This is a genomic window from Pseudomonas sp. ANT_J12 (genome assembly GCF_008370045.1).
In the GTDB taxonomy this organism is placed as follows: Bacteria; Pseudomonadota; Gammaproteobacteria; order Pseudomonadales; family Pseudomonadaceae; genus Aquipseudomonas.
Map to the genome: position 1 here is coordinate 1 of NZ_VOBN01000039.1, position 20,495 is coordinate 20,495.

Below are 20,495 nucleotides of genomic sequence, written 5' to 3' on the forward strand. Positions count from 1 at the left end.
AAAGCTTGCTCGCGATGGCGATCTCAAGGGCGCCATCGCGAGCAAGCTTTGCTCCTACAGGTCAGGCATCCGGATTTTGGGAGGTCAGAAACGCAAAAACCCGCTTTCGCGGGTTTTTGTGAAATTCCAGATCGACTCTGAAATTTGAATTGGTGCCCAGAAGAAGACTCGAACTTCCACGACCTTGCGGTCACCAGCACCTGAAGCTGGCGTGTCTACCAATTTCACCATCTGGGCAGTATCAGCAACGTCGCCGCTGTTGATGTGGCGCACTATACGGAGCGCTTTTAAATCTGTAAACCCCTGATTTGGTTTTAATAAATCAGAAGCCCTGAATGCAAAAAACCCGCTTTCGCGGGTTTTTGTGTGAGCCTTGAAATTGATCTAATCTCAAGCTCTAAATTGGTGCCCAGAAGAAGACTCGAACTTCCACGACCTTGCGGTCACCAGCACCTGAAGCTGGCGTGTCTACCAATTTCACCATCTGGGCAGTATCGGCAACGCTAGTGCGTCGTCGATGGCGCGCACTATACGGAGCGTCTTTTTAACTGTAAACCCCTGTCGCTAAAAAAACCTGGAAAATTTCGCCAGCGGCATTTAAATCAGCTTTGCGGTGTCAATAAAGGGCTTTAGATGGGCTGTCACAGTCTGAAATTTCCCGTTTCATTACGCCTATGCCAAACTAACCCGCATATAGACAAGGTGAAAACTCTCTAATGGCCGATTGGCAGTCCCTCGATCCCGAGGCCGCTCGTGAAGCGGAAAAATATGAAAACCCTATTCCTAGCCGCGAATTGATCCTTCAGCACCTTGCTGATCGAGGTTCGCCTGCTAACCGCGAGCAGCTGGTCGAGGAGTTTGGTCTGACCACAGAAGACCAGATCGAAGCCCTGCGTCGCCGCCTGCGCGCCATGGAGCGCGACGCTCAACTCATCTATACCCGTCGCGGCACCTATGCGCCTGTGGATAAGCTCGACCTGATCCTGGGCCGCATCAGCGGTCACCGTGACGGTTTCGGCTTCCTGGTGCCGGACGACGGCAGTGACGACCTGTTCATGAGCCCGGCGCAAATGCGTCTGGTGTTCGACGGTGACCGTGCACTGGCACGTGTTTCCGGCCTGGACCGTCGCGGTCGCCGCGAAGGCATGATCGTCGAAGTCGTTTCCCGTGCCCACGAGACCATCGTCGGCCGTTACTTCGAAGAGGGCGGTATCGGCTTCGTGGTCGCCGACAATCCGAAGATCCAGCAGGAAGTGCTGGTCACGCCGGGTCGCAATGCCAATGCCGATATCGGTCAGTTCGTCGAAGTGAAGATCACTCACTGGCCGACGCCACGCTTCCAGCCGCAAGGCGACGTGGTTGAGGTCGTGGGCAACTACATGGCGCCGGGCATGGAAATCGATGTCGCCCTGCGCGCATACGATATCCCGCATGTATGGCCTGAGGCGGTGTTGAAAGAAGCCGCCAAGCTCAAGCCTGAAGTCGAAGAAAAAGACAAAGAGAAGCGCATTGACCTGCGCCATCTGCCGTTCGTGACCATCGACGGTGAAGATGCGCGCGACTTCGATGACGCGGTGTATTGCGAATCCAAGCCAGGCAAGCTGCGCCTGTTCTCCGGTGGCTGGAAGTTGTACGTGGCGATTGCCGACGTCTCCAGCTACGTGAAGATCGGTTCGGCGCTGGACAACGAATCCCAGGTTCGCGGCAACTCGGTGTACTTCCCTGAGCGCGTCGTGCCGATGCTGCCTGAGCAGCTGTCCAACGGCCTGTGCTCGCTGAATCCGCACGTCGATCGTTTGGCCATGGTTTGTGAGATGACCATCTCCAAATCCGGCGAGATGACCGACTACTGCTTCTATGAAGCGGTGATTCACTCCCACGCTCGCCTGACCTACAACAAAGTCAGCGCGATGCTCGAAACGCCGAAACTCACCGAAGCCCGTCAGCTTCGCGGCGAGTACACCGACGTTCTGCCGCACCTCAAGCAGCTTTACGCGCTATACAAAGTGTTGCTGGGCGCTCGTCACGTGCGTGGCGCGATCGATTTCGAAACCCAGGAAACCCGGATCATCTTCGGCACCGAGCGCAAGATTGCCGAGATTCGTCCGACCGTGCGTAACGATGCGCACAAACTGATCGAGGAATGCATGCTCGCGGCCAACGTGGCCACGGCTGAATTCCTGAAGAAACACGAAATTCCTGCGCTGTATCGCGTGCACAACGGTCCGCCACCGGAGCGTCTGGAAAAACTGCGCGCCTTCCTCGGTGAACTCGGCCTGTCCCTGCACAAAGGCAAGGACGGCCCGTCGCCGAAGGATTACCAGGCATTGCTGGCGAGCATCAAGGACCGTCCGGATTTCCACCTGATCCAGACCGTCATGCTGCGTTCGTTGAGCCAGGCGGTGTATAGCGCCGATAACCAGGGCCACTTTGGCCTGAATTACGAAGCCTATACCCACTTCACCTCGCCGATTCGCCGCTACCCGGACTTGCTCACGCACCGGGCGATCCGCAGCGTGATCCATTCCAAGCAAGACACACCGCACGTTCGCCGTGCCGGCGCGATGACCATTCCGAAAGCGCGGATCTATCCGTACGACGAGGCGGCCCTGGAGCAACTCGGCGAGCAGTGCTCGATGAGCGAGCGCCGCGCCGACGAAGCGACCCGCGACGTAGTGAACTGGCTCAAGTGCGAGTTCATGAAAGACCGCGTGGGCGAGTCGTTCCCGGGTGTGATCACCGCCGTGACCGGTTTCGGCCTGTTCGTCGAGCTGACCGACATCTACGTCGAAGGCCTGGTGCACGTCACTGCGCTGCCGGGGGATTACTACCACTTCGATCCTGTGCACCACCGCCTCGCCGGTGAACGTACCGGTCGCAGCTTCCGCCTGGGCGACACCGTTGAAGTGCGCGTGATGCGCGTTGACCTCGATGAACGCAAGATCGACTTCGAGATGGCTGAAAAGACCATCAGCGCGCCGATCGGTCGCAAGAAACGTGGCACTGAAACCCCTGCACCTGCGGCTTCTGCTGCAAAAACAGGCGCCAAAACCGCTGCAGAACCGGCCCCGGCAAAAACCGGTCGTCGTCCTGCCAAGGAAAAAGCGCCCGAAGCCTATCGCCCAAGCGATGCGGCGGCAAAAAACGCCGAGCTGCGCAAAAGCCGTGAACTGAAGCAGGCGTTGCTGTCTGAAGCGAAAAGCGGCGGTAAAGCGGCGTCTGGGGGAAAGACCGGACGGTCGGCGCCTGAAAAGGCTTCCGGCAGCAAGCCGAGCAAACACCGTAAAGGCCCGCCAAAAGCGGGCTCGGCCCCAGCCAAAAGCGGCGGGGCGCGTAAACCTAAGGCCAAGTCATGAGTCAGTTGGAAAAAATCTACGGCGTGCACGCGGTAGAAGCATTGCTGCGTCACCACCCGAAACGCGTCAAGCAGATCTGGCTGGCTGAAGGCCGCAGCGAGCCGCGTGTACAGGCGCTGATCGCGCTGGCGAATGAAAATCGCGTGCCCGTCGGCAACGCTGAGCGTCGTGAACTCGATGCCTGGGTTGATGGCGTGCACCAGGGCGTGGTGGCGGACGTGAGTCCGAGCCAGGTCTGGGGCGAGGCAATGCTCGACGAACTGCTCGATCGCTCCGAAGGCGCACCGCTGTTGCTGGTGCTCGACGGCGTGACCGACCCGCACAACCTCGGCGCTTGCCTGCGTTCGGCCGATGCGGCCGGTGCGTTGGCGGTGATCGTGCCGAAGGACAAGTCAGCCACCCTGACCCCAACGGTGCGTAAAGTGGCCTGCGGCGCGGCGGAAGTGATTCCGTTGGTGGCTGTGACCAACCTGGCGCGCACCCTGGAAAAGCTCAAGCAGCGCGGCTTGTGGGTTGTCGGCACGGCGGGCGAGGCTGAGCAGAGTCTGTATCAGCAAGACATGACCGGCCCGACCATCCTGATCATGGGCGCCGAAGGCAGCGGCATGCGTCGCCTGACTCGCGATCTGTGCGACTACCTGGTGCACCTGCCGATGGCCGGTAGCGTCAGCAGTCTCAACGTTTCCGTGGCGACTGGCGTTTGCCTGTTCGAGGCCCAGCGCCAGCGCAGCGTGAAGGCGAGCGCTTCGCGCAAGTCCTAAGCGTCAAGCTGCAAGCTGCAAGCCTCAAGCTAAAAGCAGCCTGCTTGCAGCTTGAGGCTCGAAGCTTGCAGGCCGCTGTTCAAATAATCACCAATTGCCTTGCACCTCTCCTGTCCCTTCTCTACAATTGCGCCCCTTGCTGTGACGGCAGGCACGCATGTGTCTATCGCAAGCAAGTCCATAAGTGTCATTCACTCCTTGTCTGACCGTTTTTGAACGGCAGGCTACAACCCGTAAGGAGCATTCATGCGTCATTACGAAATCATCTTTTTGGTCCACCCGGATCAAAGCGAGCAAGTCGGCGGCATGGTAGAGCGTTACACCAAGCTGATCGAAGAAGACGGCGGCAAAATCCACCGTCTGGAAGATTGGGGCCGTCGTCAACTGGCCTATGCAATCAACAATGTTCACAAGGCTCACTACGTGATGCTGAACGTTGAATGCACTGGCAAGGCCCTGGCCGAGCTGGAAGACAACTTCCGCTACAACGATGCAGTGATCCGTAACCTGGTCATCCGTCGCGAAGAAGCCGTTACCGGCCAATCCGAGATGCTCAAGGCTGAAGAAAACCGCAGTGAGCGCCGTGAGCGTCGCGACCGTCCTGAGCACTCCGACGCCGAAGGCGTTGACAGTGATGACAGCGACAACAGCGATAACGCTGACGAGTAATCCACGGACCTTTTGAGGAGCCTATTACATGGCACGTTTCTTCCGTCGTCGTAAATTCTGCCGCTTCACCGCTGAAGACGTGAAAGAGATCGATTACAAAGATCTCAACACTCTGAAAGCCTACGTATCCGAGACCGGCAAAATCGTTCCAAGCCGTATCACCGGTACCAAAGCACGTTATCAGCGTCAGCTGGCCACCGCTATCAAGCGCGCCCGCTTCCTGGCCCTGCTGGCCTACACCGACAGCCACGGCCGCTGAGACCGGGCAGTCGACAAGTAAGTAAGGGATCGAATGCATGCGTGCCTTAGCTGAATTCATCATGCGGGGACGGGTGCAGGCCACGCTGGTTGTGGCCGGATCTGCGGCATTGCCGCTGTTGTTCTGGTTGAGTGCCGCTGCAGGTTGCCTTGTGCTCCTGCGGCGCGGTTCGGACGCCTTGAGCGTCCTGGGTCTGGGAGTGTTGTCAGCGTTAGTGAGCTGGCACTACCTGCATGACCCGACGGCATTAATCGTGCTGCTCGGGACTTGCAGTCTGGCGTTGGTTTTACGCGCCGGCCATTCCTGGAATCGCGTGCTGCTGGTCAGCGTGGTCGTGGGAGTGTTATTTGCGGTGATTCTGGGGACTGTATTCAGTTCCTTCATCGAGTCACTGGCGCAGACGTTTGAACAAGTCCTGCCGCTGGCGATGGGTGAGGTCTACGAGAAGTTTTCGGCAGACCAGAAAGCGTTTCTCACGGCATTGGCTGTTCCACTGTCGATCATTTCAACTGCGGTTTCGTTGCAGGTTTTTAGCGTGCTGTGCCTGATTCTTGGGCGCTATTGGCAGGCGTTGTTGTATAACCCCGGCGGTTTTGGTCGCGAGTTTCGCGCCATCCGACTGCCCAAAGGCGTTGCGCTGTCGCTGCTGGCCGTCATGTGTGTTGCCCCGTTTTTCGGGTTGCATGCCTTGATCCTGTTGCCGTTGTGCAGCGTACCGCTGTTTTTCGCCGGTCTGGCCCTGATTCATGGGTTGGTGGCGCAGAAACGGTTGGCCGGTTTCTGGCTGGTGGGGATATACGTCACGCTCGTGCCTTTCATGCACTTGCTCGGTCCGTTACTGGTGGTCTTGGCCATCGTCGACAGCCTGATTGATTTTCGCGGTCGTCTCGCGTCGAAAGACGCCGATAACGCGAACGGTGAAGGTTAAAAGTTAAGAGGATTTTCACATGCAACTGATCCTTCTGGAAAAAGTCACCAACCTGGGCAACCTGGGTGACAAAGTGAACGTTAAGGCTGGTTACGGTCGTAACTACCTGCTGCCTTACGGCAAAGCTACCGCTGCGACCGCTGCCAACGTGGCTGCGTTCGAAGAGCGTCGCGCTGAGCTGGAAAAAGCCGCAGCAGACCGTAAGACTTCGGCTGAAAACCGCGCCGCCCAACTGGCTGAGCTGGAAGTGACTATCACTGCCACCGCTGGTGACGAAGGCAAGCTGTTCGGTTCGATCGGTACTCACGACATCGCTGATGCACTGACCGCCTCCGGCGTTGAAGTGGCAAAAAGCGAAGTTCGTCTGCCGAACGGCACCATCCGCAACGTAGGCGAATTCGACGTAGCCGTGCACCTGCACGCCGAAGTTGAAGCCACCGTACGCGTTGTCGTGGTAGCAGCTTAAGCAGCACTTGTCGGCTGGCACCCTCGGGTGCTTGCCGGTAACATCGGGCACGATCCTGTTTACAGGTCGTGCCCTTTGTCTTTCTGCAGTTCCTGATTTTCACAAACCTATTCAAGTGGCCATGAACGATATCTCCGCTCCTGAGCAATACGATCTGCAAACCGCTGCCCTGAAGGTGCCACCGCACTCCATCGAAGCCGAACAGGCTGTGCTCGGTGGTTTGATGCTGGACAACAACGCCTGGGAACGCGTGCTCGATCAAGTGTCGGACGGCGACTTCTATCGGCATGACCACCGCCTGATCTTCCGTGCCATCGCCAAACTGGCGGACATGAACTCGCCCATCGACGTCGTGACCCTGGCCGAGCAATTGGACAAGGAAGGTCAGACTTCGCAAGTGGGTGGCCTCGGTTACCTCGGCGAACTGGCGAAAAACACGCCGTCCGTCGCGAACATCAAGGCCTATGCCCAGATCGTCCGCGCGCGGGCCACCTTGCGCCAACTGATCGGCATCGCTTCGGAAATCGCCGACAGTGCCTTCAACCCCGAAGGCCGTACCGCAGAAGAAATTCTCGACGAAGCCGAACGGCAGATCTTCCAGATCGCCGAGGCCCGGCCAAAAACCGGCGGCCCGGTGAGCGTGAATGACCTGCTGACCAAGGCCATCGACCGCATCGACACCTTGTTCAACACCGACAACGCCATTACCGGCCTGTCCACCGGCTACACCGACCTCGACGGCATGACCAGCGGCCTGCAACCGTCTGACCTGATCATCGTCGCCGGCCGTCCGTCCATGGGTAAAACCACCTTTGCGATGAACCTGGTGGAAAACGCCGTGTTGCGCAGCGACAAGTGCGTCCTGGTTTACTCCCTGGAGATGCCAGGTGAATCGCTGATCATGCGTATGTTGTCGTCCCTGGGCCGCATCGACCAGACCAAGGTCCGGGCCGGTCGCCTCGACGACGACGATTGGCCGCGCCTGACGTCGGCGGTCAATTTGCTCAACGATCGCAAGCTGTTCATCGACGATACGGCCGGTATCAGTCCCTCGGAGATGCGCGCGCGGACCCGACGCCTGGTGCGTGAGCACGGCGATGTCGCCCTGATCATGATCGACTACCTGCAATTGATGCAGATTCCAGGTTCCGGCGGCGATAACCGGACCAACGAGATTTCCGAAATCTCCCGTTCCTTGAAAGCCCTGGCCAAGGAATTCAACTGCCCGGTGGTGGCGCTGTCGCAGCTCAACCGTTCCCTGGAGCAGCGACCGAACAAACGTCCGATCAACTCCGACCTCCGGGAATCCGGAGCGATCGAGCAGGATGCTGACGTGATCATGTTCGTATACCGGGATGAGGTGTATCACCCGGAGACCGAACACAAGGGCATCGCCGAGATCATCATCGGTAAACAGCGGAACGGCCCGATCGGCACGTCGCGCCTGGCGTTTATCGGTAAGTACACCCGTTTTGAGAACCTGGCGCCGGGTAGCTACAACTTCGACGACGAATAAGATATTCGGCGTTTGATAGGGTCTCTTCGCGGGCAAGCCTCGCTCCTACAAGGGTTCACACACGACCTGTAGGAGCAAAGCTTGCTCGCGATGAACGATAACGCGGTCTTTGTTTTTGCTCCGCGTTTGGGCCAATACCTATTTCCGACCATAGCCGTCGGAATTGGTTATTTTTTGTGCTATATTCCGCGCCCGCGAAATTCAATGAAAGCCAACACCGGTTATCGACATGATGCAAGCAGCCAAGCCGTTATTTGACTATCCCAAGTACTGGGCCGAATGTTTCGGGCCAGCGCCATTCCTGCCCATGAGCAGGGAGGAGATGGATCAGCTTGGCTGGGATTCCTGCGACATCATCATCGTCACCGGCGATGCGTACGTTGACCATCCGTCGTTCGGCATGGCGATCATCGGCCGGCTGCTGGAGTCCCAGGGCTTCCGCGTCGGGATCATTGCCCAGCCGAACTGGCAGTCCAAAGACGATTTCATGAAGCTCGGCGAGCCGAACCTGTTCTTCGGTGTCGCGGCCGGCAACATGGACTCGATGATCAACCGTTACACCGCCGACAAGAAAATCCGTTCCGACGACGCCTACACCCCCGGTGGCCTGGCGGGCAAACGTCCGGACCGCGCGAGCCTGGTCTACAGCCAGCGCTGCAAGGAAGCCTACAAAAACGTGCCGATCGTGCTCGGTGGCATCGAAGCTTCCCTGCGTCGCATCGCTCACTACGATTACTGGCAGGACCGGGTGCGCAACTCGATCCTGATCGACGCCTGCGCCGACATCCTGCTTTACGGCAACGCCGAGCGTGCGATCGTCGAAGTCGCCCAGCGTCTGTCCTACGGTCACAAGATCGAAGACATCACCGACGTGCGCGGCACCGCGTTCATCCGTCGTGACACGCCGAAAGACTGGTACGAAGTCGATTCCACGCGCATCGACCGTCCGGGCAAGGTCGACAAGATCATCAACCCGTACGTCAACACCCAGGACACCCAGGCCTGCGCCATCGAGCAGGAAAAGGGGCCGCTTGAAGATCCGGAAGAAGCCAAGGTCGTGCAGATCCTGGCCAGCCCGAAGATGACTCGCGACAAGACCGTGATTCGTCTGCCGTCGGTTGAGAAAGTTCGTGGCGACGCCGTTCTGTATGCTCACGCCAACCGCGTGCTTCACCTGGAAACCAACCCGGGCAACGCCCGTGCGCTGGTGCAGAAGCATGGCGAAGTCGACGTCTGGTTCAACCCGCCGCCGATTCCGATGACCACCGAAGAAATGGACTACGTGTTCGGCATGCCTTACGCACGGGTTCCGCACCCGGCGTACGGCAAGGAAAAAATCCCTGCCTACGACATGATCCGCTTCTCGGTGAACATCATGCGTGGCTGCTTCGGCGGCTGCACCTTCTGCTCGATCACCGAGCACGAAGGCCGGATCATCCAGAACCGTTCCGAAGAGTCGATCATTCGTGAAATCGAAGAGATCCGCGACAAGGTCCCAGGCTTCACCGGCGTCATTTCCGACCTCGGCGGCCCGACCGCGAACATGTACCGCATCGCCTGCAAGAGCCCGGAAATCGAATCCGCGTGCCGTAAGCCGTCGTGCGTGTTCCCCGGCATCTGCCCGAACCTGAACACCGACCACTCGTCGTTGATCCAGCTCTATCGCAGCGCCCGTGCCTTGCCGGGTGTGAAGAAGATCCTGATCGCGTCCGGCCTGCGCTACGACCTCGCGGTCGAGTCGCCGGAATACGTCAAGGAGCTGGTGACCCACCACGTCGGTGGTTACCTGAAGATCGCCCCGGAACACACCGAGGAAGGTCCGCTTAACCAGATGATGAAGCCGGGCATTGGCAGCTATGACAAGTTCAAGCGCATGTTCGAGAAGTACACCAAGGAAGCCGGGAAAGAGCAGTACCTGATTCCGTACTTCATCGCGGCTCACCCGGGCACCACCGACGAAGACATGATGAACCTGGCCTTGTGGCTCAAGGGCAACGGTTTCCGCGCCGACCAGGTGCAGGCGTTCTACCCGTCGCCGATGGCCACCGCCACCGCGATGTACCACTCGGGCAAGAACCCGCTGCGCAAGGTCACGTACAAGAGCGACACGGTGACCATCGTCAAGAGCGAAGAGCAGCGTCGCCTGCACAAGGCGTTCTTGCGTTATCACGACCCGAAAGGCTGGCCGATGTTGCGCGAAGCGCTGACCCGCATGGGCCGCGCCGACCTGATCGGGCCGGGCAAGACTCAGTTGATCCCGCTGCATCAACCGGCCACCGACAGCTACCAGAGCGCCCGTCGCAAGAACTCGACGCCGGCTGGCAGCCATAAAGTGGCAGGCGAGAAAACCACCAAGATCCTCACCCAGCACACCGGCCTGCCGCCGCGTGCCAGTGAAGGTGGTAACCCGTGGGACAAACGCGAACAGGCCAAGGCTGCGGCGTTCGCCCGCAACCAGCAAGCGGCCAAGGATCGCAAGGACGCGGCCAAAGGCAAAGGGCCGAAGCCTGCGCGTAAGCCGGTAGTACCGCGCTAAACGCTGATCGCTGACAACAGAACGCCAACCTTCGGGTTGGCGTTTTGCTAACCGTTGCTGATCGTTCCCACGCTCTGCGTGGGAATGCCTCTGGGGACGCTCCGCGTCCAGTGACGCGGAGCGTCACGGCTGCATTCCCACGCAGGAGCGTGGGAACGATCCAGTTTGCAGTCTTTCAACTTCAAGGAAGAACACCGTGTCCCGTCGCAAGAAATCCCCCGCGCCACCCACCGCCGCCGACAAACTCATGCAGTTGAAATTCGCCCACTGGCTGGCCTGGCAACCGTATGTGCGGCGCTACGGCTGGATTCATGTGGCGGTCATGATGATGACGATTTTTGCCATGTCGTTGACCGGCTCGGTGTTCGGTACGGCATTTTTCCCACATGACTACCCGATGATGGAGTACGTCCTCTTCGTCATGTTCGGCGGGTGTCTGGTGATGTGCCTGTGCTTCATCGCGCTGCTTCGCGGTTACCCCAAGGCGGTCTGGGGCTTGTTCACGATGCTGGTGTTCTGCCTGTCGATCACCTTGCTGGTGATGCTCGAAGCGGGTCATGTGGGATTTGCCTGGATCGCGGCGGTGCCGGCGCTGATCGGTTTGTATTTGATGAGCAAGCGTCGCTATCAGCGTGGGATCAAGGTGCTGCAGGTGGGCGACCGCATCCGTCGGCGGATCAAGCGGCTCGAAGCGAGCCTGAAGCACACGCTGTGAGGCTCACACCGTAGCGGCTTGCAACATTTGCGTGCACCTGGCCCAAACCAATTTCCCGCGTCGCCCGATTTTGGTGCTGTACTGCCCTAAGCAATCCATGAAAGCGCCAGCGCTGCGCGATGGCATAAGTCTTGCGCGCTTTCGAATACGCTTAAGGCTCGCAGGAGGCACGCCGTGTCGATTCATGTCGCATTGCATCACGTCACGCACTACCGCTACGACCGCGCCGTCGAGCTCGGTCCGCAGATCGTTCGTCTGCGCCCGGCGGCCCACAGTCGCACGCGGATTTTGTCCTATGCGCTGAAAGTCTCGCCCGAGCAGCACTTCATCAACTGGCAGCAGGACCCCCAGGGCAATTACCTGGCACGGTTGGTGTTCCCGGAGAAAACCGATGAGCTGCGCATCGAGGTCGACTTGCTGGCGGAAATGGCGGTGTTCAATCCGTTCGACTTCTTCCTCGAGCCCTACGCCGAAAAAATCCCGTTCACTTACGCCGCCGATGAGCGCAAGGAACTGGCGCCGTACCTGGAAACCTTGCCCCTGACGCCGAAGTTCAAGGCCTATCTGGACGGCATCGACCGCACACCGCTGCCCAGCGTGGATTTCCTCGTCGCCCTCAACCAGCGTCTGAGCGAAGACATTGGTTACCTGATCCGCATGGAGCCCGGCGTCCAGACCCCCGAACACACCCTCGTACACGCCTCCGGTTCTTGCCGCGACTCGGCGTGGCTGCTGGTGCAATTGCTGCGCAACCTCGGCTTGGCGGCGCGTTTTGTTTCCGGCTACCTGATTCAACTTACCGCCGACGTCAAAAGCCTCGACGGCCCCTCGGGCACCGAGGTGGACTTCACGGACTTGCACGCCTGGTGCGAGGTCTACTTGCCCGGCGCCGGCTGGATCGGCCTGGACGCGACCTCAGGGCTGTTTGCCGGTGAAGGACATATTCCGTTGGCGTGTAGTCCCGATCCGGGCTCTGCGGCGCCGATCAGTGGCTTGGTGGAACCGTGCGAGTGCGAATTCACCCACGAAATGTCCGTGGAGCGGATTTGGGAAGCGCCACGGGTCACAAAGCCCTACACCGAAGACCAGTGGCTGGCGATCCAGGCCCTGGGCCGGCAGATCGACGCCGACCTGCTGGAAGGCGACGTGCGCCTGACCATGGGGGGCGAGCCGACCTTCGTGTCCATCGATGATCCGGACGGCGCCGAATGGAACACTGCCGCCCTCGGCCCGGACAAGCGGCGTCTGTCCGCCGAGCTGTTCCAGCGCATGCGCAAGCACTACGCGCCCAAAGGCCTGGTGCATTTCGGCCAAGGCAAGTGGTACCCCGGCGAACAACTGCCGCGCTGGTCGCTGAACTGCTACTGGCGGCGTGACGGCGTGCCGATCTGGCACAACAGCGCGCTGATTGCCGATGAGCAAGAAGACTACGGCGCCGATGGCGAACTGGCCGGGCGTTTTCTCGCGAGTGTCGCCGAACGCCTGAAAATTCCGACACGCTTTGTGTTTCCGGCTTACGAAGACAATTTCTATTACCTCTGGCGCGAAGGCGCGTTGCCGCAGAACGTCAGCGCCGAAGACTCGCGCCTGGAAGAACCGCTGGAGCGGGCGCGACTGCGCAAAGTCTTCAGCCAAGGGCTGGACAAGGTCATCGGCCAGGTCCTGCCGCTGGCGCGCACCGCCAAGGGCGATCAATGGCAGAGCGGCCGCTGGTACCTGCGCGACGAACATTGCCGGTTGGTGCCGGGGGATTCGCCGCTGGGTTATCGCTTGCCGCTGGGCTCGCAGCCTTGGGTGAAAGCGGCCGAGTATCCCTTCATCTACCCCAACGACCCGAACCAGGAATTCCCGGCGCTGCCGGACACTCAGCAGTTGAACAGCCCGGGCACGCCGGCCGAAGCGGTTGAACGGGATATCGAGGTCGACGAATCCGCTGACTGGCTGACCCGCACCGCGTTCTGCGCCGAAGCGCGGGAGGGCCGCTTGTACCTGTTCATGCCGCCATTGGAACGGGTCGAGGATTACCTGGAACTGGTCGCCGCCATTGAAGCCACGGCTGAAGAACTGCTGTGCCCGGTCTTGCTGGAAGGCTACGAGCCGCCAAGCGATCCGCGCCTGAGCAACTTCCGCATCACCCCGGATCCGGGCGTGATCGAGGTCAATGTGCAGCCGTCCGCGACGTGGGACGAATTGGTCGAGCGCACCGAATTTCTCTATGAAGAAGCGCGACAGACTCGCCTGACCACCGAGAAATTCATGATCGACGGCCGCCACACCGGCACCGGCGGCGGTAACCATTTCGTCCTCGGTGGCGCGACGCCGGCGGACTCACCGTTCCTGCGCCGTCCCGATCTGCTGCGCAGCCTGATCAGTTATTGGCATAACCACCCGTCCTTGTCCTACCTGTTTTCCGGACTGTTCATCGGCCCGACGTCCCAGGCGCCGCGAGTGGACGAAGCGCGCAACGATTCCTTATACGAACTGGAAATCGCCTTCGCCCAGATGCCGAAACCGGGGGAAGAGTGCGCGCCGTGGCTGGTGGATCGCTTGCTGCGCAACCTGTTGATCGACGTCACCGGCAACACCCACCGCGCCGAGTTCTGCATCGACAAACTCTACTCACCGGACGGCGCCACCGGGCGTCTCGGTTTGCTGGAGTTGCGCGCGTTTGAAATGCCGCCCCACGCGCGCATGAGCCTGGCCCAGCAATTGTTGCTGCGGGCGCTGGTGGCGCGGTTCTGGCGCGAGCCGTATGCGCCGCCGAAACTGGCGCGTTGGGGCACCGAGCTGCACGATCGTTTCCTGTTGCCGCACTTTATCGAACAGGATTTCGCCGACGTCATCGTCGATCTGAATGCCGCCGGTTACCCGGTGCGGGCCGAGTGGTTTGCCGCGCATCTGGAGTTTCGTTTTCCCAAGGTCGGCGATTACGCCGTCAGTGTTATCGAGCTGGAAGTGCGTCAGGCCCTTGAGCCTTGGCATGTGCTGGGCGAGGAGGGCGCGGTCGGCGGCACGGTGCGATATGTGGATTCGTCCCTGGAGCGCTTGCAGGTCAAGGTCACGGGGCTGGCGCCACAGCGTTACCTGTTGACCTGCAACGGCATCCCGGTGCCGCTGCAACCGACCGGTCGAGTTGGCGAGTTTGTCGCGGGCGTGCGCTTCCGTGCCTGGCAACCGTTCAACTGTCTGCAACCAACCATCCCGGTCCACGCACCGCTGGTGTTTGATCTGCTCGACACCTGGATGGAACGTTCCCTGGGCGGCTGTCAGTACCACGTCGCCCATCCGGGCGGGCGCAACTACGACAGCCTGCCGGTGAATGCCAATGAAGCGGAGAGTCGGCGCATGGCACGCTTCTTCCGAATCGGACACACCCCGGGGAAACTTCCTATACCTAACGTGACGATTAACGACGAGCTGCCGATGACGCTCGATTTACGACGTTTCTAAGCCCTACACGACGCTCGGATTTTTCGTATATCCGGGCGTCATGAGCCTGCGTTAGTCTGACCGTTCTTTGCTGTCTGCCGAGCTTTCCATGCCTGACCTGCTTGACCGCTACCCGCTGACGGCGGGCACTTATCACGAACTGCTCGACGACAGCGGCGCGGTGCGCCCGCACTGGCGTCGGCTGTTCGACCAATTGCAACGCAGCACCCCGACGCAACTGGTGCAGCGCCAGGCATTGCTGACCCGGCAAATCCAGGAAAACGGCGTGACCTACAACGTCTACGCCGATCCCAAGGGGGCCGACCGACCCTGGGAACTGGACCTGTTGCCCCATGTAATAGCCGCCGATGAGTGGCAGCATTTGTCGGCCGGAATTGCCCAGCGGGCGCGTTTGTTAAATGCGGTGCTGGCGGATTTGTATGGCCCGCAGCGGCTGATCGCGCAAGGTTTGTTGCCGGCTGAGCTGGTGTTCGGGCACAACAATTTTCTATGGCCTTGTCAGGGTATTTCTCCGCCTGACGGGGCCTTTCTGCATCTGTACGCCGTGGATCTGGCGCGCACGCCGGACGGTCGTTGGTGGGTCACTGCTGACCGGACCCAGGCGCCGTCCGGTGCCGGTTACGCGCTGGAAAACCGCACCATCGTGTCCCGGGCCTTCCCCGAGTTGTACCGGGATTTGAAGGTGCAGCACCTGGCCGGATTCTTCCGCACCTTGCAGGAAACATTGGCCCGCCAGGCACCCTGTGACGATGAAGCGCCGCTGGTGGTGCTGCTGACGCCGGGGCGCTTCAACGAAAGCTATTTCGAACATTTGTACCTGGCGCGTCAGCTCGGTTATCCACTGGTGGAGGGTGGCGATCTGACGGTGCGCGATGCCACCGTCTACCTGAAAACCCTGAGCGGTCTGCGCCGGGTCCACGCGATCATGCGCCGCCTCGACGATGATTTCTGCGATCCGCTGGAGTTGCGCACCGACTCGGCCCTCGGCGTGCCGGGGTTGCTGGAAGCCGTGCGCCAGGGCAGGGTGCTGGTGGCCAATGCCCTGGGCAGCGGCGTGCTGGAGTCGCCGGGGTTGCTGGGCTTCCTGCCAAGGATCAATCAATTCCTGTTCGGCGAAGAACTGATCCTGCCGTCCATCGCCACCTGGTGGTGCGGTGAAGCGCCGGTACTGGCCCAGGCGTTGGAAAAACTGCCGGAATTGCTGATTAAACCGGCGTTCCCGTCCCAGAGCTTTGCGCCGGTGTTTGGCCGGGATTTGAGTGAAAAACAGCGCAAGGCCCTGGCCGAGCGCATGCAAGCGCGGCCGTATGCCTATGTCGCGCAAGAACTGGCGCAGTTGTCCCAGGCGCCGATCTGGCAGGCCGAGGACGGTCAATTGCAACCCCGGGCGATCGGCATGCGCGTGTACGCGGTGGCCAGTCGTGAGGGTTATCGAGTGTTGCCCGGCGGCCTGACCCGAGTGGCCGCCGAGGCTGACGCCGAAGTGGTGTCGATGCAGCGCGGCGGCGCGAGCAAGGACACGTGGGTGCTGGGTGAACGAGCGCCGAGTGGCGAACAATGGAAAACCCAACGCACGATCGGTGTTCATGACTTGGTGCGCCGCGATCCGTATCTGCCCTCGCGGGTGGTGGAGAACCTGTTCTGGTTCGGCCGTTACTGCGAGCGCTGCGATGACAGCGCGCGGCTGCTGCGGGTGATGCTGGCGCGCTACGTCGATGGCGACGACCCACAAGCGCTGGAAGCGGCGGTCGACCTCGGTGAACGCCTGCATCTGTTGCCCGACGAAGGCGAACTGCCGGAGCGCTTACTCGCTGCGTTGCTGGGCGATGACTGGCCGTTCAGCCTGCGTTCCAATTTGCAGCGCTTGCAGTGGGCCGCCTCGCAAGTGCGCGGCAAGCTCTCCCGGGAAAACTGGCAGGCGCTGGTGGAGTTGCAGCGCGAGGCACTGGAACTGGAAACCGAAGAACCGGATTTCGGCGAGTTGCTGGATTTCCTCAACCGCTTGGTGATGTCTTTGGCGGCGCTGTCCGGTTTTGCCCTGGACGACATGACCCGGGACGAAGGTTGGCGCTTCTTGATGATCGGCCGGCGAATCGAGCGCTTGCAGTTTCTCAGTGGCAGCCTCGCGGCGTTTCTGCGCGGTGCCGGGGCCTTCGATCAGGCTGGGCTGGAATGGTTGCTGGAGCTGGGTAACAGCAGCATCACTTATCGCTCGCGGTATCTGGCGGTGGCGCAGTTGATCCCGGTGCTCGACCTGTTGCTGCTGGACGAGCAGAACCCCCATGCGGTGCTGTTCCAGTTGAAACTGGTGACGCGGACCTTGAAGCGCCTGAACGACGATTTCGGCGCCCCGCGCGAGGCTGGGTTGCCGCGGTTGGTGGAGCGCTTGATGCATTTCGATCTGGGCTGTCTGGAGAATTCGTTGTTTGGTGAAGCCAGCGTCCATGCGGCCATCGAGGGCCTGGCTGATCTGCTGCAAGAAATCGCTGATGCCAGCGGCCAGGTCTCGGATCGCCTGGCCTTGCGCCATTTTGCCCATGTCGATGATGTCAGCCAGCGCACGGTGTCCGTCTGATGAATGCCCGTTACCAGATTTTCCACGACACCCATTATCACTACGACAGCCCGGTGTCCCTGGCGCAGCAACTGGCACATCTGTGGCCGCGCGTTTGTGATTGGCAGCGTTGCACCGCCCAGGCGTTGTTGATCAGCCCGGAACCGACGACCCGCCGGGATGAACTGGACGTGTTCGGCAATCCGCTGACCCGCTTGGCGTTCGAACGGCCCCACGATGAATTGCTGGTGAACGCCGAGCTTACGGTCGAAGTGCTGGCCCGTCCGATCCTGGATTTCACTCAATCGCCGGCCTGGGAAGCAACCCGCAATGCGCTGACCTACAGCAGTCAGCCGCTGTCACCGCAGGTGCTGGAGGCTTGCCGCTACCGTTTCGAATCGCCGTACGTGCACTTGAAGCGCAACTTCGTCGAATTCTCGGAAAGCTGTTTTCCTCCGGGGCGGCCGCTGCTGTTGGGCGTCCAGGCGTTGATGGAGAAGATCTTCAGCGAATTCACCTTCGATGCCGAAGCGACCCAAGTGGCCACGCCGCTGGTGGAAGTGCTGGAGCGACGGCGCGGCGTCTGTCAGGACTTCGCACACCTGATGCTCGCGTGTGTGCGCTCTCGTGGTTTGGCCGCGCGCTATATCAGCGGGTATCTGCTGACCCAGCCACCACCGGGCCAGCCGCGATTGATCGGCGCCGACGCGTCCCATGCCTGGGTCTCGGTGTTTTGCCCGGTGCTGGGCTGGGTAGACTTCGACCCGACGAACAATGTGCAACCGGCGCTGGAACACATCACCCTGGCCTGGGGCCGGGACTTTTCCGATGTCTCGCCGCTGCGTGGGGTGATTCTTGGCGGCGGCAACCACGATCCGGAAGTCCGAGTCACCGTAATGCCACTGGACTGAGCTGATCATTCCCACGCTGCGCGTGGGAATGCAGCCCGGGACGCTCTGCGTCCCAAAGCGGACGCAGAGCGTCCAGTGAGGCATTCCCACGCAGAGCATGGGAACGATCATAAGAGGAGGAATTCAATGTTCCCGGTTTCAATCAAAGGCGTCCTGCAATCCCCCGAAGGCCAGATCGTGCTGATGCTCAACGAGCGCGACGAATGGGAATTACCCGGTGGGCGAATCGAACTGGGCGAGACGGCGCCGGGCTGCCTGGCACGGGAAATCGCCGAGGAGCTGGACGTCGAGGTGGAGGTGGGGGAGCCGCTGGATTCGTATCTGTTCGAGGTGATCCCTGGCAAACACGTGTTCATCTCGACTTACCGCTGCCAATTGCTGGGCGGTTTTGTGCCGAAAATCAGTCATGAACACAAGGAGATCGGGCTGTTTGATCCGGCGGACTTGCCGGCCAACTTGCCCAAGGGGTATCGCGATTCGATTCACAACGCGTTGGGCCTGTGAGGGTCAGCAGCGGGGCTGCTGACCCTGGACACAGATCCGGTGAGCCTGATCAGATCATCGGGCCCTGAGGGTCTCAGGCGTCGGGCGCCTGATCTTTCGGTGCTTCTACATCGTCTTCTGGCGCCACTTCACCTTCTGCATCCGGGTTCAGTGCTGCTGCTTCTTCTTCAGCTGTAGCTTTCTTGCGCTGAAGCTTTTCCTCTTTCTTCTGCTCCTTGGCCAAGTCTCTCTGACGTTTGGCGAAGGAATAATTAGGTTTAGCCATGGGCGATCCTCTGGGGTCGAAGGTGAGGTTGAGCGGCGCATATTCTGCCTTGTATCGGTGCCTAGCCGTTAGCTGGGTTTTTGCTCGGCCCATTTTGGCAGGACCGAGGGTTGCCAGGCGTCCAGGGCATCGAGCAGAGTTTGCGGCGATTCGCTCACTTGCAGCATGTCACGGTGTGGTTCGCGAACGAAGCCTTCGCCGACGATATGATCAAGAAAAGCGGTCAATTGGCCATAGAAACCGTTTACTTCGAGCAAGCCGAGGGGTTTGCCGTGGTAGCCGAGCTGGCCCCAGGTCCAGACTTCGAACAATTCTTCCAGGGTGCCCAAGCCACCAGGCAGCGCTACAAACGCGTCGCTGAGTTCAGCCATCCGCGCCTTGCGCGCATGCATGCCGTCGACCACTTCCAGACGGGTCAGGCCACTGTGGCCGATTTCCTTGTCCTTGAGGCTTTGCGGGATGATGCCGATCACTTCACCGCCCGCCGCCAGTGCCGCGTCAGCCACGATCCCCATCAACCCGACGGCGCCGCCGCCATAGACCAGGGTCAGCTTGCGCTCGGCCAGTGCGCGCCCCAGGGCGACAGCCGCTTCACGATAAGCCGGGTTGGTGCCAGTGCTGGCACCGCAAAATACACAAACGGATGCGATAGACATGCCTTACTCCAGGGTCAGGATGGCCACAGAGTAAAGGCAGGTACACCTCGATCCAAGGGCTAAACCTCGCGTTGGGGTGTTTCATAAGTGCCGCTGGCGCCAGAGGCGTAGGCGGCGAGCAAACTGCGCAATAAGCTGTTGATGGACATGACAGACGCTCCAGATGAGTGATGACGACCTGAGGATAGGGCCGGAACAGACGCCTGGCTGTTAGATTGTTTCGATGAGTGTCATAGCCCGAAAGTTGTATACAATTTTTGATTCAGGTCATAGGAACTTGCGAAGTTTTCAGGCAGTCTTCTGTCCATTCGCGATTTGTTAACCCTGCCTTGGAGATTCACCATGTTTGCCAAACTTGTTGCGGTATCCCTCCTGACTCTGGCCAGCGCCCAGTTAATGGCTGCGGAGTGCAAGACCACCATCGACTCCACAGACCAGATGACCTACAACACCAAGGCCATCGAAATCGACAAGAGCTGCAAGACCTTCACCGTGGAACTGACCCACTCCGGCAGCCTGCCGAAAAACGTCATGGGTCATAACTGGGTGCTGAGCAAAGAAGCTGACATGCAGCCAATCGCTACCGCTGGCCTGGCCGCGGGCATCGACAAGAACTACCTGCCGGAAGGTGATGCACGCATCATTGCTCACACCAAAATCATTGGTGCCAAAGAGACTGATTCGGTGACATTCGATGTTTCGAAGCTTGATGCTGCTGAAAAGTACGGTTTCTTCTGCTCGTTCCCGGGCCACATCTCGATGATGAAAGGCACGGTTACCCTGAAGTAACTCTTGCAGGATCTAAAAGAAGACGCCCGCACAGGCTAATGCCAGTCAGTTAAGCTGACTGGCATTTTTCTTTCTGATCGGATACTTCGGTGATTTAAGCCGGATGGCCCGAGGATAAATACGCTCCTCTCGCCGATGCGGCAGGACATAGTGCGGGGCT

At 60.0% G+C, this 20,495-nt stretch carries 16 protein-coding genes and 2 tRNA genes; 14 read left to right on the forward strand and 4 right to left on the reverse strand.

Annotated elements, in window-relative coordinates; translation table 11 throughout:
* Positions 1-150: 150 nt before the first annotated feature.
* Together FQ192_RS33405 and FQ192_RS33410 are read right to left on the reverse strand one after the other, a co-directional pair.
* Positions 151-237, reverse strand: a tRNA-Leu gene (locus tag FQ192_RS33405).
* Between the two features lie 166 nt (positions 238-403).
* Positions 404-490 (reverse strand) — tRNA-Leu (locus FQ192_RS33410).
* Between the two features lie 226 nt (positions 491-716).
* On the opposite strand from FQ192_RS33410, the gene rnr reads away from it, so the two are divergent.
* From rnr to FQ192_RS33475, 13 genes are all read left to right on the forward strand, one after another.
* Positions 717-3,356, forward strand: coding sequence for a ribonuclease R (rnr, locus tag FQ192_RS33415; RefSeq protein WP_149662221.1), 2,640 nt, complete (start codon positions 717-719; stop codon positions 3,354-3,356).
* Positions 3,353-4,117 carry a 23S rRNA (guanosine(2251)-2'-O)-methyltransferase RlmB gene (rlmB, locus tag FQ192_RS33420; protein WP_149662222.1) on the forward strand — a complete coding sequence of 255 codons (765 nt, stop codon included), beginning with the start codon at positions 3,353-3,355 and terminating at the stop codon, positions 4,115-4,117. The genes rnr and rlmB overlap by 4 nt, the downstream gene beginning before the upstream one ends.
* Positions 4,118-4,363: 246 nt before the next feature.
* The gene (gene rpsF, locus FQ192_RS33425) at positions 4,364-4,786 is read left to right on the forward strand and encodes a 30S ribosomal protein S6 (RefSeq protein ID WP_007939579.1); all 423 of its coding nucleotides are present in this window, start codon (positions 4,364-4,366) and stop codon (positions 4,784-4,786) included.
* A gap of 28 nt (positions 4,787-4,814) precedes the next feature.
* Entirely contained in the window at positions 4,815-5,045 is a 231-nt protein-coding gene (rpsR, locus tag FQ192_RS33430; protein ID WP_002551829.1) for a 30S ribosomal protein S18, read from the forward strand.
* A gap of 37 nt (positions 5,046-5,082) precedes the next feature.
* Positions 5,083-5,973: a hypothetical protein gene (locus tag FQ192_RS33435; protein WP_149662223.1), complete on the forward strand. Its 891-nt coding sequence runs from the start codon at positions 5,083-5,085 to the stop codon at positions 5,971-5,973.
* A gap of 19 nt (positions 5,974-5,992) precedes the next feature.
* On the forward strand, positions 5,993-6,439 hold the full coding sequence (rplI, locus tag FQ192_RS33440) for a 50S ribosomal protein L9 (protein ID WP_054044100.1): 447 nt from the start codon (positions 5,993-5,995) through the stop codon (positions 6,437-6,439).
* Positions 6,440-6,560: 121 nt separating this feature from the next.
* Positions 6,561-7,955, forward strand: a complete 1,395-nt coding sequence (gene dnaB / locus FQ192_RS33445; RefSeq protein WP_054044099.1) for a replicative DNA helicase — start codon at positions 6,561-6,563, stop codon at positions 7,953-7,955.
* A 232-nt stretch (positions 7,956-8,187) separates the two neighbouring features.
* Positions 8,188-10,491 carry a YgiQ family radical SAM protein gene (locus FQ192_RS33450; RefSeq protein WP_149662231.1) on the forward strand — a complete coding sequence of 768 codons (2,304 nt, stop codon included), beginning with the start codon at positions 8,188-8,190 and terminating at the stop codon, positions 10,489-10,491.
* Positions 10,492-10,687: 196 nt separating this feature from the next.
* Positions 10,688-11,206, forward strand: a complete 519-nt coding sequence (locus tag FQ192_RS33455; protein ID WP_256672440.1) for a hypothetical protein — start codon at positions 10,688-10,690, stop codon at positions 11,204-11,206.
* A gap of 174 nt (positions 11,207-11,380) precedes the next feature.
* Positions 11,381-14,656, forward strand: a complete 3,276-nt coding sequence (locus FQ192_RS33460) for a DUF2126 domain-containing protein (RefSeq protein WP_149662224.1) — start codon at positions 11,381-11,383, stop codon at positions 14,654-14,656.
* An 88-nt stretch (positions 14,657-14,744) separates the two neighbouring features.
* On the forward strand, positions 14,745-17,231 hold the full coding sequence (locus FQ192_RS33465) for a circularly permuted type 2 ATP-grasp protein (RefSeq protein ID WP_149662225.1): 2,487 nt from the start codon (positions 14,745-14,747) through the stop codon (positions 17,229-17,231).
* The gene (locus FQ192_RS33470; RefSeq protein ID WP_149662226.1) at positions 17,231-18,121 is read left to right on the forward strand and encodes a transglutaminase family protein; all 891 of its coding nucleotides are present in this window, start codon (positions 17,231-17,233) and stop codon (positions 18,119-18,121) included. Before FQ192_RS33465 ends, FQ192_RS33470 begins: the two co-directional genes overlap by 1 nt.
* Positions 18,122-18,247: 126 nt before the next feature.
* Complete coding sequence (locus FQ192_RS33475; RefSeq protein ID WP_149662227.1) at positions 18,248-18,625, forward strand: NUDIX domain-containing protein; 378 nt, start codon at positions 18,248-18,250, stop codon at positions 18,623-18,625.
* A 73-nt stretch (positions 18,626-18,698) separates the two neighbouring features.
* Here the strand turns inward: FQ192_RS33475 and FQ192_RS33480 are convergent, their stop codons facing one another.
* Positions 18,699-18,890: a hypothetical protein gene (locus FQ192_RS33480; protein ID WP_149662228.1), complete on the reverse strand. Its 192-nt coding sequence runs from the start codon at positions 18,888-18,890 to the stop codon at positions 18,699-18,701.
* 68 nt (positions 18,891-18,958) lie between these two features.
* The gene (locus FQ192_RS33485) at positions 18,959-19,546 is read right to left on the reverse strand and encodes a TIGR00730 family Rossman fold protein (protein WP_149662229.1); all 588 of its coding nucleotides are present in this window, start codon (positions 19,544-19,546) and stop codon (positions 18,959-18,961) included.
* 342 nt (positions 19,547-19,888) lie between these two features.
* Between FQ192_RS33485 and azu the strand changes: the two genes are divergently transcribed.
* The gene (gene azu, locus FQ192_RS33490) at positions 19,889-20,335 is read left to right on the forward strand and encodes an azurin (RefSeq protein ID WP_149662230.1); all 447 of its coding nucleotides are present in this window, start codon (positions 19,889-19,891) and stop codon (positions 20,333-20,335) included.
* The last annotated feature ends 160 nt before the right edge of the window (positions 20,336-20,495 follow it).

Bases quoted from the DNA above. Each gene is read 5' to 3' on its own strand.
- FQ192_RS33470 (WP_149662226.1), top strand. From the start codon at position 17,231: ATGAATGCCCGTTACCAGATTTTCCACGACACCCATTATCACTACGAC.
- dnaB (WP_054044099.1), top strand. From the start codon at position 6,561: ATGAACGATATCTCCGCTCCTGAGCAATACGATCTGCAAACCGCTGCC.
- FQ192_RS33485 (WP_149662229.1), bottom strand. From the start codon at position 19,546: ATGTCTATCGCATCCGTTTGTGTATTTTGCGGTGCCAGCACTGGCACC.
- FQ192_RS33480 (WP_149662228.1), bottom strand. From the start codon at position 18,890: ATGGCTAAACCTAATTATTCCTTCGCCAAACGTCAGAGAGACTTGGCC.
- FQ192_RS33435 (WP_149662223.1), top strand. From the start codon at position 5,083: ATGCGTGCCTTAGCTGAATTCATCATGCGGGGACGGGTGCAGGCCACG.
- FQ192_RS33475 (WP_149662227.1), top strand. From the start codon at position 18,248: ATGTTCCCGGTTTCAATCAAAGGCGTCCTGCAATCCCCCGAAGGCCAG.
- rpsF (WP_007939579.1), top strand. From the start codon at position 4,364: ATGCGTCATTACGAAATCATCTTTTTGGTCCACCCGGATCAAAGCGAG.
- rpsR (WP_002551829.1), top strand. From the start codon at position 4,815: ATGGCACGTTTCTTCCGTCGTCGTAAATTCTGCCGCTTCACCGCTGAA.
- rlmB (WP_149662222.1), top strand. From the start codon at position 3,353: ATGAGTCAGTTGGAAAAAATCTACGGCGTGCACGCGGTAGAAGCATTG.
- azu (WP_149662230.1), top strand. From the start codon at position 19,889: ATGTTTGCCAAACTTGTTGCGGTATCCCTCCTGACTCTGGCCAGCGCC.
- rplI (WP_054044100.1), top strand. From the start codon at position 5,993: ATGCAACTGATCCTTCTGGAAAAAGTCACCAACCTGGGCAACCTGGGT.
- FQ192_RS33465 (WP_149662225.1), top strand. From the start codon at position 14,745: ATGCCTGACCTGCTTGACCGCTACCCGCTGACGGCGGGCACTTATCAC.
- FQ192_RS33450 (WP_149662231.1), top strand. From the start codon at position 8,188: ATGCAAGCAGCCAAGCCGTTATTTGACTATCCCAAGTACTGGGCCGAA.
- rnr (WP_149662221.1), top strand. From the start codon at position 717: ATGGCCGATTGGCAGTCCCTCGATCCCGAGGCCGCTCGTGAAGCGGAA.